Source organism: Arthrobacter sp. 05T47 (assembly GCF_056395825.1).
The window spans coordinates 85,967-99,568 of record NZ_JBFTKG010000003.1 but is presented as its reverse complement, the minus strand read 5'-3'; the positions used below and the strand labels follow the sequence as shown (position 1 = coordinate 99,568).

Here is a 13,602-nt window from a genome sequence, read left to right as displayed (position 1 = left end):
CGGCGGGGAGGGCATGGCGCCGTCAAATGCCAATGCCCCCGTCAGATAACGGAGGCATTGGCATTTGACCGTTACGCTCGACTGAGAGACGTGATTCCGGCTCGATGCGGGGCTTTGATAGTGCGCCCCGAAGCGGGTTCCGGGCTAGGAATTGGCCTTTTGGTAGGCTTCCTGAATTTCGGCCTGGATACGTCCGCGGCTGTTTACTGCATAGCCGTTGTCCCGTGCCCACTGACGGATCTGGGCAGAGTCCTGATTCCGTCCGCTGGAAATTTTGGTGCGCGTGGCGCGTCCGCTTGACGTCTTGCGTGCATGCGCCACAAATCGTTCAACCGCAGAGCGCAGTTCTGAAGCATTGCCTGACGACAGATCTATTTCATAGCTCACGCCGTCAAGGCCAAACCGGACAGTTTCGTCCGCGGATCCCCCATCCAGATCATCAACGAGGATGATTTTTACTTTCTGTGCCATAAAGGACTCTCTTTCCAAAGATCGAGCGTTAAGAAAAGCAGGATGTATCTGGAATAAGTATCCTCCGCGTTACAGCAGGGAGTCAAAGCGTAAAACTCTGTTCAAAGGAAAACCACAGGCCGCAATAGGGAACTATTACTTCATTCCCGGCAATTAGCTCCCGACGGCCCCAGAATCCTGTTCCCCTGTTTGAGCTTCCGCCCGCGCTTCCGCTTCAGCATGCGCGCGTGCTTCTGCCTGCCGCTCTGATTTGTCCGCATTGAATATGGATTTCATGGCAAACCAGAAAAGCAGGCCCACCACGATGGGGGGCAGCAATACGGCGATATAGTCCATGCTCAGTGTCCTTCCGGCTTCAACAGGGGGAAGAGGATCGTTTCGCGGATGCCCGCGCCGGTGAAGAGCATGACGAGGCGGTCGATGCCCAGGCCGATCCCGCCCATGGGCGGCGCGCCGTACTCGAGCGCACGGAGGAAGTCTTCGTCCAGCTGCATCGCCTCCACGTCACCCGCGGCCGAGCGGCGGGACTGCTCGGTGAGGCGTTCGCGCTGGATCACCGGGTCGATCAGTTCGGAGAACGCGGTGCCGCGCTCCATGCCGCCGATGATGAGGTCCCAGGCCTCGATCAGGCGGCCGTCCTCGCGGTGCTGGCGGGCCAGCGGCTGGGCAGAGGGCGGGTAGTCGTAGACGAACGTGGGGTTGAGCAGCGTGGGCTCCACCAGTTCGCCGAAGAGTTCGACGACGAGCTTCTCGGCGTCCCAGCCGGCGTCGACCTTGACCTCGTGCTTGGCCGCCAGTTCCAGCAACTCGGCAACCGGGGTATCGGGAGTCACTTCCTGGCCCACGAAGTCGGACAGGCCCGGGTAGACCGCCAGCCAGGCCCAGTCGCCGTCGAGGTTGATCTCCCCGGCTTCGGTCTGCAGCACGCGGCCCACCCCGGCGGCGTCGGCGGCGTCGAGGATGATCTCCTTGATCCGGTCCGCCATGACGAATTGGTCCGCCCACGCCTCGTAGGACTCCAGGGTGGTGAATTCGGGGCTGTGCGTGGAGTCCACGCCTTCGTTGCGGAAGACCCGGCCCATGTCGTAGACCCGGTCGATCCCGCCGACCACCGTGCGCTTGAGGTACAGCTCGGTCGCGATCCGCAGCGTCATTTTCTGGTCGAAAGCATTCATGTGCGTCTCGAAGGGGCGGGCCGTGGCGCCGCCGTGAACCAGCTGCAGCATGGGCGTCTCGACCTCCACGTAGCCCTGGCGGTGCAGGGTTTCGCGGATGGACCGGGTGATCGCGGCGCGGGTGTAGACCATTTCGCGGGCTTCGTCGCGGACAATGAGGTCCACGTAGCGCTGGCGGACACGGGTTTCCTCGTTCAGCCCGGCGTGCAGCACGGGCAGCGGGCGCAGCGCCTTGGACGCCATGGTCCAGGAGTCCGCCATGACGGACAGCTCGCCGCGGCGTGAGGAGATGACCTCGCCCTTGATGAAGACGTGGTCGCCGAGGTCCACGAGGGACTTCCACTCCGCGAGCGCCTCTTCGCCGATATTCGCCAGGCTCAGCATGACCTGAAGCCGCACGGCCTTGCCGTCCACACCGCCCTCCTGGAGGGTGGCGAAGCAGAGCTTGCCGGTGTTTCGGATGAAGACGATGCGGCCGGTCACGCCGACGGTGTCGCCGGTGGTTTCGTCGGCCTGCAGGTGGGCGTATTTCTCACGGATTTCCGTGAGCGAGTGGGTCCGCTCGACACCCACCGGATATGCCTCGACGCCGCGTTCGATCAGCTTGGCGCGCTTCTCCATGCGGATGCGGGTCTGCTCGGGGGCATCGTGCGGCTCGGCGGCGTTGGTCGGGGCGGGGGTGTTTTGGGAAGTCACAATCCCCAAGTTTACCGTCGATTTGCGCTCGGTCAGGTCCCGTTCAGGTCGCGGCCCGGTTCTGCCCGGGCGGCAGCAGGGCGGACGGGCCGCGGGAATAGACTCGGGGCTGTGGAGACGTGGACTGTGCGGACCGACGACGGCGAGGGTCACCTCGAGTTGCACACCATCCGTCCGGCGGAGCAGGGCCCAAAACGGGTCCCAAAACCGCGCGGCGACGGATCCGGCGTCGTCGTCGTGCACGGAACCCTGGTGACCGATACGCTCTACCGGCCCTTTGCCGGCAAACTCGGCCGGCTGCTGGGCCAGCCGGTGCACTGCTACAACCGGCGTGGGCGCGCGGGTTCCTCGCCCCAGCCCGCCGGCTATTCTGCCGCCACCGAGGTGGCTGACCTGGCCACCGTGCTCCGTGAGACCGGTGCCAGCGACGTCGTGGCCCACAGCTACGGCGGGTTTGTGGCCCTGCAGGCGGCCCGGAGCGTGCCGATCCGGCGGATGGTGACCTACGACGCGGCCGTCAGCCTCTCCGGAAACCTCAACCGGCGCTGGCGGCCCGAGCTTGAGCGGTCCGTGGCCGCGGGCAAGCTCGACGACGCCTGGGCCCATTTGGTGCAGGGCCTGGGGACGGCGGGACCGGTGTCCCGGCTGCCCCTGGGCGCGCTGCGCATGCTGAGCATCCTCTCTGCCCGCACCAATCTGGGGGCGGAAATGCGCGAACTGCTGCCCACGGCTGTTGCCGAGATGCGCGCCGTGCTGGACGCCGACGCCGAAATCGCCGATTTTGCCGCCATCACCGCCCCGACGCTCATGCTCAGCGGCGGCTGGAGCCCTGCCTACTTCGCCGGGACGGGCCGCCAGCTTGCCGACGCCGTTCCGGCGCTCAGCTTCGCCGTGGTTCCGGGGCAGCTCCACGAAGGACCCATCCGGCCGGGCAACCGGCTGGCCCTCCGCGTGGCACGGTTCCTCCTCGGCGGGGCGGCCGCCGTGTCCCCGGAACCGGGCACGGCCGCTGACGGCGGCTAAGCGTCCGACCGCTAGAATCGGGGGCGACCCTTTCGAAAGGACCCCCTTGGCCAAGCTCTATTTCCGTTACGGCGCCATGAACTCCGGCAAATCTACGGGGCTGCTGCAGGCGGCGTTCAACTATGAGGAACGCGGACAGCGGGTTCTGCTGGCCAAGCCGGACGTCGACACCAAGGGCGACGCCGACGTCGTGTCCCGCCTGGGCATGACCCGTTCGGTGGACTTCCTGATCCCCGCCGGCGCGTCGGCCCGCGGGCTTTTCACCGCCCAGGCCCATGGGGATGATCCGGACGCCCTGCTCCAGCACGTGGACACCGCGCCGGTGGCCTGCCTGCTGGTCGACGAAGCCCAGTTCCTGGAACCGGAGCAGGTGGACGACCTCTTCCGTATAGCGGTCCTGGACAATGTCCCCGTCCTGGCTTACGGCATCCGCACCGACTTCCGGACCCGCGCCTTCCCCGGTTCCCTCCGGCTCCTGGAGATTGCGCACACCCTCGAAGAGCTCAAGACCATCTGCCGCTGCGGGCGGAAGGCCATCTTCAACACCCGCCGGATCGGGGACCAGGTGGTCTTCGACGGAAACCAGGTCGCGATCGATGGCCAGGATGTCTGGTACGAGTCGCTCTGCGGCGCCTGCTACCTCGAGGTCTCCGGCGGCCGGCTGGGCAGCTAGCGCCCGCTCCCCCGCGTTCCCGCGGGCTTTCGGCCTGCGGCGTATTGCGCCCTGCCGAACTGGTGTTTGAACTGCCGTGTGAACTGGCGCTTACTGCACCGCGGCGTGGGCTCGGCTAGGCTCGGAGCATGACCCGCGAGAACATCAATACCCCCGACGGCGGAACCATCGAGCTTTTCAGCACGGGCGCCGAGCTCGCCTCGGCGGGTTCGGGCATCGTCGTCGTGCCGGCCTCGATGGTGACAGCCGCCGATTACACGCGTTTCGCGCAGAAACTCAGTGCATCGCTGGGCCGGCCGGTGCACACCTTCAACCGGCGCGGCCGCGGCTCGTCCTCCCCGCAGCCGGAGGATTACACCCTGGACGTGGATATCCACGACCTCGACGCGGTCATGAAGAAAACGAACAGCACGGACGTCTTTGGCCACAGCTTCGGCGGGGCGGTGGCCCTGCACGCGGCCCGCACCCTGCCGGTGGAACGGCTCGCGGTGTACGACCCCGCAGTCTCCGTCAACCACAGCGTCACGGCGGACTGGACACCCGAATACGAGCGGGCCACTGCCGCCGGCGACGACGACCGCGCCCTCGCCGTGCTGCTCAGAGGCCTGGAGACCGGCAGCGCCCTGTCCCGGATGCCGCTGTCCATGCTGACGCTGGCGAACAAGCTTTCCGCGGCCACCCCGATGGGCAAGCAGCTGCGGGACCTCATGCAGACCGGTGTCCGGGAGATCAAGGCGATCATCGCCGCCGACATGCCGGCCGAGCCGTTCCTGGAACTGCCGCTGGAGACGCTGATCATCGTGGGCGAGAAGAGCCCGGCCTACTTCGGCGTGGCCTGCGCCCAGATTCACGACGTCCTCTCAGGCTCCAGCTACACCATCCTGCCGGGCATGGGCCACGACGGCGTCAACAAGGCGCCGGACAAGCTCATCTCCGAGCTCAGCGTGTTCTACGCGGGCTGACCCAAGCAACGCGGGTCACTAGCGCCCATTCCGGACGTCCGGAATGGGCGCTAAGGGACTCCGCGTTGGTCGTTGCCTGGGGTCTAGTGGGCGGGCTGGGCCACGCCTGCGGTCTTACGCATCATGGCGGACAGCGCGACGGCGGCGAGGGCTATGACGGCAGCCGTCAGGAAGGCGGCGTGCATGCCGGCAACCATTCCCGAGGACTCTGCCACGAAGGCGTAGATCGAGACCAGAAGCGCAGTCCCGGCCGCGCCGGCCACCTGCTGCAGGGTGCTCATGATGGCCGAGCCGTGTGAGTACAGGTGCGGCGGCAGCGGGTTCAGGCCGGCGGTGAAGGCCGGGGTGAACAGCAGTGCCAGGCCCAGGCTCAGTGTCACGTGCAAGGAAATGATCCAGCCCAACGGTGAGGCGGCGTCCAGCATGGAGAACTGCCAGAGGGACAGCACCATCATGACCGAGCCCGTCACCGTCAGCGGCAGCGGCCCCACCTTGTCGAAAACGCGGCCGATGAATGGCCCCAGCAGGCCCATGGCGAGGCCGCCCGGGAGCAGCACCAGGCCAGTCTCGAGTGATTTCAGGCCGCGGATCTCCTGCAGGTACAGCGGCAGCAGGATCACCGCGCCGAACAGGGCAATCATCGCCACGACAAGCAGCAGTACGGATACCGTGAACATCCGGAATTTGAAGGCGCGCAGGTCCAGCAGGGGGGCATCGACCTTCTGCAGTTTCAGTTGGCGCAGCACGAACGCCGCCAACGCTGCCACGCCGATGGCAAGTGCCAGCACGGCAGGGGTGCGGGAGCCGGCCTGTCCCCCGCCGATCTGGCTCAGGCCGTACACGAGGCCGCCAAACGCGGGGACCGTGAGCAGCACTGAGAGGGCGTCGAGCCGGGTTTTCTCGGTTTCGCCGATGTTGGTCAGGTACTTGGCCCCGATGGCCAGCGCGGCGAGGGCGATCGGCAGAACGAAAACGAACATGAACCGCCAGGAAAAGTGCTGGAGGATCAGGCCGGAGACAGTGGGGCCCAGTGCGGGGGCAACCGAAATGGCGATGCTGACGTTGCCCATGACGGCCCCGCGGCGTTCAATCGGGACGAGCGTGAGGATGGTGGTCATCAGGAGCGGCAGCATGATGGCCGTGCCGCCGGCCTGGACGATGCGGGCCAGCAGCAGGACTCCGAAGCCGGGCGCGACGGCGGCCAGCAGCGTGCCGCCGGAGAACAGCCCCATGGCCAGCATGAACACCGCACGGGTGGAAAGGCGCTGCAGGATGAACCCGGTGGTCGGAATCACCACCGCCATGGTCTCCCGGGACATCTTGGCCGGCGCGGTTGGTGCCGCCGGCGCGATCGGTGCGGGAATGACGGGGGCAGCGCCCGTTGTGGGGTCGCCAGAGGCGTTGGAAGAGACGTCTGTTGACATGGGTGTTCCCTCGGGGAGCTTGGTGTGGGTCCGGCGAGCGTCGGCGCTGCTGCAGGTTCCAACAGTCTAAGCCCCGGGCGCATTCCCGTCATCGAAAAATAACGCGGGGTCAGACACGGCTCATTGAGGGCCCCACCATGGGCGCGAAGTGACTCCGCGTTGCTGTTAGTTGGAGGTCGGGGTCAGGAGTTCAGGGGCGCGTTGTCGATGAGCCGGACGGGTCCTACCTTGGCGGCGATGATCGCCAGCCCTTCGCCGCGGAACGGGGTATCCCTGCAGTTCTCCGCGAGGGGCTCCAGGGTGCTCGGATCCACCACCTCGAAATAGTCCAGTTCCACGAGCGGCTGGGAGCGGACCAGGGCCTGCGCGGATTCAATGTCCAGGGGCTCGTGGGCGTTGGCGCGCTCCTCGATGAGCCGCAGCGCACGGGAGAGCACCAGGGCGGCCTCACGCTGGTCCTCGGAGAGGAAACGGTTCCGGCTGGACAGGGCCAGGCCGTCGGCCGAGCGGACGATGGGAACGGGCACGATCTCCACGGGGAAATTCAGGTCCGCCACCATGCGCTGGACCAGCGCCAGCTGCTGCGCGTCTTTCTGCCCGAAGTAGGCGCGGTAGGCCGGCTGGCCACCGCCCGGCAGCCCTGCCCCCGGGATTCCGTAGTGGAGCAGTTTCGCGACGACGGTCAGGGCGCCGTCGAAGTGTCCGGGCCGGGAGGCGCCCTCCCACTTGTCGCCCAGGGGTCCTGCCGTGATCCGCACGAGCGGTGCCCCGCCGGGGTAGACCTCCTCAACACTTGGAGCGAACGCCAGGTCCACGCCCTCGGCGTCGAGCAGCGCGAGGTCGGCATCCAGTGTCCGGGGGTAGCGTTCCAGATCCGCGGCCTCGCCAAACTGCAGGGGGTTGACGAAGATGCTGGCCACCACGACGTCGTTTTGGGCGACGGCGGTCCGGGCCAGCTGGGCATGACCCTCGTGCAGCGCGCCCATAGTGGGCACGAGCCCCTGGGACGTGCCGCCTTTCTGCGCCAGCAGCCGGGCGCTGGCGGCGCGGAGCTGGGCAGCGGTGTTGACGAGTTGGATTGCCATGTCAGGGTCCTTCCGGGGCGTGCGTCCCGTTCTGGCCGGGCCCGCCGAGCGCCTGTTCGATGCCGTCGAGTTGTTCCTGTTTCAGGAGCCCGCGGCTTCCTGCCCGGCGGGCCGTAGCCCGGGCCATCGCCAGGTACGCCTCAAGAATATCGCCGGCCGCGCCGCCGTCGTACTCGCGCAGGGCGCCGGCGTGCGCGGCAACGGTGCCGGCGTCGCCGCGGGCTACGGGGCCGGTCAGGGCCGACTCGCCGGACGCGAGGGCGTTCTCGAGCGTGGCTCGCAGGAGCGGGCCCAGCATCCGGTCCGGGGCCTCGACGCCAACGTCGCGGAGCAGCTGCGAGGCCTGCGCCACGAGCGTGACCATGTGGTTTGAGCCGTGCGCGAGGGCGGCGTGGTACAGGACGCGGTCGGCTTCTGCGATCGCTACGGGCTCCGCGCCCATTTCGACGACGAGCGCCTGCGCGATCGGCAGCATCGCGGCGTCGGCCGTGACGCCAAAAGTGCAGTCCAGGAGCCTCGTGAGGTCCAGGCTCATGCCCGTGAACGTCATGGCCGGGTGCAGCGCGAGCGGCACGGCGCCGGCGGCACGGACCGGGTGCAGGATCCCGACGCCGAAGCGTCCGGAGGTGTGCGCCACCAGCTGGCCGGGCTGCCAGGCGCCGAGCTTGGCCAAGCCGTCCACGAGGGGGCCGAGGGCATCGTCCGGGACGGCCAGCAGGACAAGCTCGGCGCGCTCCACGATGTCCTGCACGTCCAGGATGGGAACACCCGGCAGGAGCGTTTCGGCGCGTTCGCGGCTGGCGTCGGACACGGCGGACGCCCCAATGACGGCGTGCTCGGCTCCGCGCAGCGCCGCCCCGAGGACGGCACCGACCTTCCCTGCGCCAATGATTCCGACGCCGAGGCGTCCTGGTTTAGCCATGATGCGGGCCTTCCTGGGGGTGGTCTGTGGGTGGCGGGGCCGGTTGGGCTGCCGGCTCCATCCAGTGCTCGCTCCGCTGGAGCATGCGCGCGGCACGGGCCCGGGCGGACTGGGCATCCAGCAGGGCCCGGGCCTCGTCGAGGCCGGCCTGGATGAGCCGCGGGGCCACCGGACCTGCCGTGGTGTGCAGGACCAGGTCCACCACCCGGAATCGCCGTGCGAGCGGCCCCTGCTGGAGCGCCATGGACTGGGTGCGCTGGTGCGGCACCACCACGAAGTTCCGCCACCACCGGCCCGATCTCAGGAGCAGGGCGGTGTCCGTTGCGGTGAAGCCGTTGCGCCGCCAGCCCAGCGGCGCCAGGAACCTGGCCCGGCGCGGCGTGGTGACGAACCCGCCGTCGGGCTGCTGCGGGGTTCCCGTTCCCGGGGCGCCGGTTTCGGGGGTTCCGGCGGCATCGGCGATGCCGGTGATTCCCGCCGTGAATACCCCCACCGGATCCCGGGTTCCGGGATCCGGGAGCACCAGGGCGAGGATGTTCAGGACGTCGGTGAGGGACCCGACCGGAAGCAGCGTGGTCCGGGCCGATCCTTCGCCGCTGTTCACGGCCAGTCCGTAGCCGGCCACGTTGACCTGGACCCGGTACCAGCCGAGCGTCCGCCACAGCGGCGGCTGGCTGACTTTGAGCGCCTGGATCCTGCCCGGCGGCACGGTCTGCGCCTGCGTGTCCAGCAGGCCGTAGCGCAGCCGGATGCCGTCAGGCGATACGGCGGCCGTGAAGTTGTAGCCCTTGTTGAACGAGGACCAGTAGGAGGCGACGAGTCCGATCAGGGCGGGGATCAGGAAGACCGTGAAGTTCTTGTGTTCGGTGAAGGTCGAGAGCAGCACGGAGGCAATGCCGCCGGCTACGATCGCGACGCTTTGTTCGCTCAGCAGCAGCGAGCCCACCAGCCGGGGCGGCGGCACGGTCAGCACTGCTTGTTCCGGGGCCTCGACGGCTGCGGCCTCCGGCTGCCCCGGCTCCGGCGCAAAGCCGGCGGCGCGGGCCAGGATTGTCGCCCGGAGCTGCCGGGCCTCGTCCGCGCGCAGGTAGGAGAGGCGCACTGCGGATTCACCGGCGTCGGCGACTTCGAACCTCAGCTCCGCCAGCCCGAAGATCCGCGCCAGGAAGGGCTGCACGACGTCGATTGCCTGCACCCGGTCCAGCCTGGCCTGCCGCTGCTGCCTGAACAGGAATCCGGTGTTGACGCGCACGTAGCCGCCCGCCACCTGGTAGCGGGTGAAGTACCAGCTCAGGACGTAGCCGAGAACGGTCAGCAGCAGCAGGATGCCGCCGCCAAGCAGCAGCCATGGCGCCCGTCCGGTGAACCGCTCGTCAACGACCGGGCCGCCCTGGAGGAGCCGTTCGAAGCTGTCGCGGCCAAAAAAGAACAACAGTGCGGCCAGCGCCACCCAGCCCCGGACAAAGGGCGATGCCGGGTGCACGCGCAACCAGCCGGCGTCGCCGGTACCTTCGCCACCGGCCCCGCCGGCAACCCCCGCCCCGCCGTCACCGGCGCCAGCGGCGCTTCCGGGACCCTGCGGTGTCAGCGCCATCCCGTCATGGCCTTCCCGTCACAGCCCGGCCAGCCGGGCTTCGCCGCGGGCAGACAGCTGTTCGCGGAGCCGGGCTCCTTCGCTGGCAGGCAGTCCGGGGATCTCGGCGTTGGTTCCGGCGGATGCCGTGTGAAGCTTCAGGGTGCACAGGCCCAGCGGACGCTCGACCGGTCCTACGGCGATGTCCACGTACTGCATCCGCCCGTAGGGCACGACAAGGGTGCGCTGGAAGAAGATGCCCCGCCGGATCAGGAGGTCGTCCGCCCGCTCGGCGTAGCCGATCGAGCGGACCTGCCGCGGAATCAGCAACAGCCGCCACAGCGCCAGGACCAGCCATACGGCGGGGATGGCGGCGGCCAGCCACAGCGGAGGCCAGGTCCAGGCCCCGGCCAGCACCAGGATCAGGGGAATTGAGAGCAGGGCGACGGCGACCAGGTTTCCCAGCCCCCAACCCACCAGGCGCACGGTGACGTACTTCGGTGACACCCTGAGCCAGTCGATGCCCGGAGGATCAATCGCTTCGGTAGGCATATTCGCCTTCCGCCGAGGGCTTGTTGCGCTTTCCCTGCGCGCCGTGACCGGAATCGGCGTCGCCGTCCTCCGGTGGAATCCGGCAGAACCGCTCGACGACGAGGCCCACGATCACCATGATCAGCCCGCCGCCGGCCATGGCGAGGGCCTGCCAGGTGAGGTCCTGGTTGCTGCGCAGGTTCCACAGCCTCAATTGCTCCACGAAGATTCCCGCGTGCCAGCCCAGCAGGACCGTGCCCGTGTAGGCGCAGGCCTGGGCGAGGACCAGGGTCCACGCAGCCAGGATCGGGTTGAGGATTTTCTTCTTCTTGCCGTTGCGCCACCGGAGCACGCGGATCCCCAGGACCAGGGTCAGCACCACGATCACGCCCATGGTCACCAGCCCGGTCAGGGGCAGCACGGGGGTGGCCAGCGAATAGCGGCCGGTCAGGACGGTGGTGAGCCAGCCGGCTATCGCCACAACCACACCAATGGCCAGCAGGAGCAGGGGGCTGGTCAGTTTCACGGCCGCTCCACTGCGCCGGAGGCTCCGGTGCTCCCGGGGGATGTGGCATCCGCTTCACGGTTCTGGAAGCCGTCAAACGTCGCAATGTCGGCGAAATCGGCGGCATTGACCGCAAGTTCGCCCACGCGTTCGCCGTTGAGCTCGGCCGCGGGATCGATCAGCGACCACGGATAGAGCACGAACGCCCGTTCGGCGGCCCGGGGGTGGGGCAGGGTGAGCTCGGGGTCGGAGCTGACCACGTTCCCGTAGGTGATGATGTCCACGTCCAGGGTCCGCGGGCCCCACCGGACTTCGCGCACGCGCAGATGCTTCTGTTCCACGGCGTGGCAGTGCTGCAGCAGTTCGCGCGGCGGCAGGTTCGTCTCGACGGCGATGACCATGTTCAGGAAGTCAGGCTGGCCCGGCGGGCCGCCCACGGCCTTCGTCTGGACAATCGGGGAGATGGCCAGCAGGCGCACTTCCGGCGGGTCGACGAGGTCCGCGACGGCGGCGGACAGGGTGTCGCTGCGCTCCCCCAGGTTGCTGCCGAGCGCGATCACGGCGCGGGTGTAGGACGGGATCACGGCCGCCTCCGGTGAACGCTGACGGAAACGTCGCCGAAGTCCACCTCGATGGGGGCCTTGGGCTTGTGCACGGTGATGTCCACGGCGGCCACGGGGAATTTCTGCAGCACGTCCTCGGCAATCCGCACCGCGAGGGCCTCGATCAGGTTCAGCGGCTCGCCTGTGATCCAGTCCTTGATGCAGTCGGCCACTTCGCCGTAATGCGCGGTGTCCAGGACGTCGTCGGAAGCCGCGGCCTTGCTGAAGTCCAAGTGCAGCACGGCGTCAACCACAAACGGCTGGCCGTCGCGACGCTCGAAGTCGAACACCCCGTGATAGCCGACGGCGGTGACGCCGCTCAGCGTGATCTGGTCCATGGTGCCGGCCGGATCAGTTGGTGCCGGCGTCGGCGGAGCCGGCCGCCGCTGCCGCCGGAACCATCCGTGCGGCGACCTTGACGGCGTCCAGGCTGGGGCCGACGTCGTGCACACGCACGGCCCAGGCGCCGCGGAAGGCGCTGATGGCGGTCACGGCGGCCGTGGCGGCGTCACGTTCAACCGGCTGCGCGGCCTTGCCGGCCACGGTCAGGAGGCTGCCGAGGAACCGTTTGCGGGAGCCGGCGACCAGGACCCTGTGGCCCATGGCCTGCAGGACATCCAGATGCTGCAGCAGCTCCCAGTTCTGGGCGTCGTTCTTGGCGAAGCCCAGGCCCGGGTCCACAATGATCTGCTCAGGCGCGACGCCGGCGGCGTAGAGCTTGTCGCGGACACCGGTGAGTTCAGTGACGACTTCCCGCGCGACGTCACGGTAGTCGGTCAGCGAGTTCATGGTGCTGGCATCGCCGCGGCGGTGCGTCAGGATGTAGGGGGCCTTGGTGCGGGCGGCCAGTTCGGCCATTTCCGGTTCCATGGTCAGGCCCGAAACGTCGTTGATGATCGCGGCGCCGGCTTTCAGGGCCGCGGCGGCGGTAGCGGCGTGGGTAGTGTCGATGCTGACCAGGGCGCCCGCCTTGACCAGGGCTTCGATGACCGGCAGGACCCGGCGCTGTTCCTCCTCGACGCCCACTGCCGTAGCACCGGGGCGGGTGGATTCACCGCCGACGTCGATGATGTCCGCTCCGGCGTAGAACATCCGGAGCCCCGCCGCGATCGCGGTGTCCGGCGTCGGGTGGTCTCCGCCGTCGCTGAAGGAATCGGGGGTGACGTTGAGGATTCCCATTACGAGTGTCCGGTCCGTGGGCAGGTCCTGGAACTTCGCCGCCGGGCGCGGTTTGCGCAGGATGGGCAGGGGCGAGGTTGCGGGGCCGGTCCCCGGGGCTGCGGCTAGGGAGTCCATAGTCTGTGTTCTTACCTTCCGAGTATGAGGCTCATGGCTTCGGCGCGGGTGGCCGGGTCGTGCAGTTGCCCGCGCACTGCGCTGGTGACGGTCTTGGCGCCGGGCTTGCGGATGCCCCGCATGGACATGCACAGGTGTTCGCATTCGACGACGACGATCGCGCCGCGCGGTTTGAGGTGGCTGACGAGGGCCTCGACGATCTGGGTGGTCAGGCGTTCCTGCACCTGCGGGCGCTTGGCGAACATATCCACCAGCCGGGCCAGTTTGCTCAGGCCGGTGACCTTGCCGTCGTGGGACGGGATGTAGCCAACATGCGCCACCCCGTGGAACGGCACCAGGTGGTGCTCGCAGGTGGAGTAGAACGGGATGTCCTTGACCAGCACGAGTTCCTCGTGGTCAAGGTCGAACGTGGTGGCCAGGATCTCGGCGGGGTCGTGGTGCAGGCCGGCAAACATTTCCGCATAGGCCTTGGCCACCCGCTTCGGGGTGTCCAGGAGCCCGCCGCGATCCGGGTCCTCGCCGATTGCGAGCAGGATTTCCCGCACGGCGGCTTCGATCCTGGGGCGGTCCACCTTGGTCTTGGAATGCTGGGATTCCCCGTCCCCCGCCGGGGCGGCAGCGGGGGCGGTTACGTCATCATCGAAGTTAGAAGTCACAGAAGAAG

The 13,602-nt window shown here is 68.1% G+C and carries 16 protein-coding genes; 3 read left to right on the top strand and 13 right to left on the bottom strand.

What is annotated here, in order from left to right; all coding sequences use genetic code 11:
- Positions 1-144 precede the first annotated feature (144 nt).
- From AC1DEY_RS04210 to lysS, 3 genes are all read right to left on the bottom strand, one after another.
- Positions 145-471: a histone-like nucleoid-structuring protein Lsr2 gene (locus tag AC1DEY_RS04210; RefSeq protein WP_390201687.1), complete on the bottom strand. Its 327-nt coding sequence runs from the start codon at positions 469-471 to the stop codon at positions 145-147.
- Between the two features lie 153 nt (positions 472-624).
- Positions 625-807: a hypothetical protein gene (locus tag AC1DEY_RS04205; protein ID WP_441408240.1), complete on the bottom strand. Its 183-nt coding sequence runs from the start codon at positions 805-807 to the stop codon at positions 625-627.
- 2 nt (positions 808-809) lie between these two features.
- Positions 810-2,342, bottom strand: a complete 1,533-nt coding sequence (gene lysS, locus AC1DEY_RS04200; RefSeq protein WP_441408241.1) for a lysine--tRNA ligase — start codon at positions 2,340-2,342, stop codon at positions 810-812.
- 111 nt (positions 2,343-2,453) lie between these two features.
- Here lysS and AC1DEY_RS04195 point away from each other — a divergent pair, with 111 nt between their 5' ends.
- The 3 genes from AC1DEY_RS04195 to AC1DEY_RS04185 all read left to right on the top strand — a co-directional run bounded on the left by AC1DEY_RS04195 (position 2,454) and on the right by AC1DEY_RS04185 (position 5,000).
- Positions 2,454-3,365 carry an alpha/beta fold hydrolase gene (locus AC1DEY_RS04195; protein ID WP_476866891.1) on the top strand — a complete coding sequence of 304 codons (912 nt, stop codon included), beginning with the start codon at positions 2,454-2,456 and terminating at the stop codon, positions 3,363-3,365.
- A gap of 46 nt (positions 3,366-3,411) precedes the next feature.
- Positions 3,412-4,038 (top strand): thymidine kinase, encoded by a 627-nt coding sequence (locus AC1DEY_RS04190; protein ID WP_476866890.1) that lies wholly within the window; start codon positions 3,412-3,414, stop codon positions 4,036-4,038.
- A gap of 128 nt (positions 4,039-4,166) precedes the next feature.
- A complete protein-coding gene (locus AC1DEY_RS04185; RefSeq protein ID WP_476866889.1) occupies positions 4,167-5,000 on the top strand; it encodes an alpha/beta fold hydrolase in 834 nt (277 codons plus the stop codon).
- Positions 5,001-5,083: 83 nt separating this feature from the next.
- Here the strand turns inward: AC1DEY_RS04185 and AC1DEY_RS04180 are convergent, their stop codons facing one another.
- From AC1DEY_RS04180 to folE, 10 genes are all read right to left on the bottom strand, one after another.
- Positions 5,084-6,424 (bottom strand): DHA2 family efflux MFS transporter permease subunit, encoded by a 1,341-nt coding sequence (locus AC1DEY_RS04180; protein ID WP_476866888.1) that lies wholly within the window; start codon positions 6,422-6,424, stop codon positions 5,084-5,086.
- A 182-nt stretch (positions 6,425-6,606) separates the two neighbouring features.
- Positions 6,607-7,509 carry a pantoate--beta-alanine ligase gene (panC, locus tag AC1DEY_RS04175; protein ID WP_476866887.1) on the bottom strand — a complete coding sequence of 301 codons (903 nt, stop codon included), beginning with the start codon at positions 7,507-7,509 and terminating at the stop codon, positions 6,607-6,609.
- Between the two features lies 1 nt (position 7,510).
- Positions 7,511-8,431 carry a Rossmann-like and DUF2520 domain-containing protein gene (locus tag AC1DEY_RS04170; protein ID WP_441408247.1) on the bottom strand — a complete coding sequence of 307 codons (921 nt, stop codon included), beginning with the start codon at positions 8,429-8,431 and terminating at the stop codon, positions 7,511-7,513.
- Positions 8,424-10,025, bottom strand: a complete 1,602-nt coding sequence (locus AC1DEY_RS04165) for a PH domain-containing protein (RefSeq protein ID WP_476866886.1) — start codon at positions 10,023-10,025, stop codon at positions 8,424-8,426. Before AC1DEY_RS04165 ends, AC1DEY_RS04170 begins: the two co-directional genes overlap by 8 nt.
- An 18-nt stretch (positions 10,026-10,043) precedes the next feature.
- Entirely contained in the window at positions 10,044-10,556 is a 513-nt protein-coding gene (locus AC1DEY_RS04160; RefSeq protein ID WP_476866885.1) for a PH domain-containing protein, read from the bottom strand.
- Entirely contained in the window at positions 10,537-11,061 is a 525-nt protein-coding gene (locus tag AC1DEY_RS04155) for a DUF3180 domain-containing protein (RefSeq protein ID WP_441408250.1), read from the bottom strand. The genes AC1DEY_RS04160 and AC1DEY_RS04155 overlap by 20 nt, the downstream gene beginning before the upstream one ends.
- Positions 11,058-11,624 (bottom strand): 2-amino-4-hydroxy-6-hydroxymethyldihydropteridine diphosphokinase, encoded by a 567-nt coding sequence (folK, locus tag AC1DEY_RS04150; RefSeq protein WP_476866884.1) that lies wholly within the window; start codon positions 11,622-11,624, stop codon positions 11,058-11,060. The genes AC1DEY_RS04155 and folK overlap by 4 nt, the downstream gene beginning before the upstream one ends.
- Positions 11,621-11,980, bottom strand: a complete 360-nt coding sequence (folB, locus tag AC1DEY_RS04145) for a dihydroneopterin aldolase (protein ID WP_441408252.1) — start codon at positions 11,978-11,980, stop codon at positions 11,621-11,623. Before folB ends, folK begins: the two co-directional genes overlap by 4 nt.
- A gap of 13 nt (positions 11,981-11,993) precedes the next feature.
- Positions 11,994-12,938, bottom strand: a complete 945-nt coding sequence (gene folP, locus AC1DEY_RS04140) for a dihydropteroate synthase (protein ID WP_476866883.1) — start codon at positions 12,936-12,938, stop codon at positions 11,994-11,996.
- An 11-nt stretch (positions 12,939-12,949) separates the two neighbouring features.
- On the bottom strand, positions 12,950-13,594 hold the full coding sequence (gene folE, locus AC1DEY_RS04135) for a GTP cyclohydrolase I FolE (RefSeq protein WP_476866882.1): 645 nt from the start codon (positions 13,592-13,594) through the stop codon (positions 12,950-12,952).
- Positions 13,595-13,602: the final 8 nt, after the last annotated feature.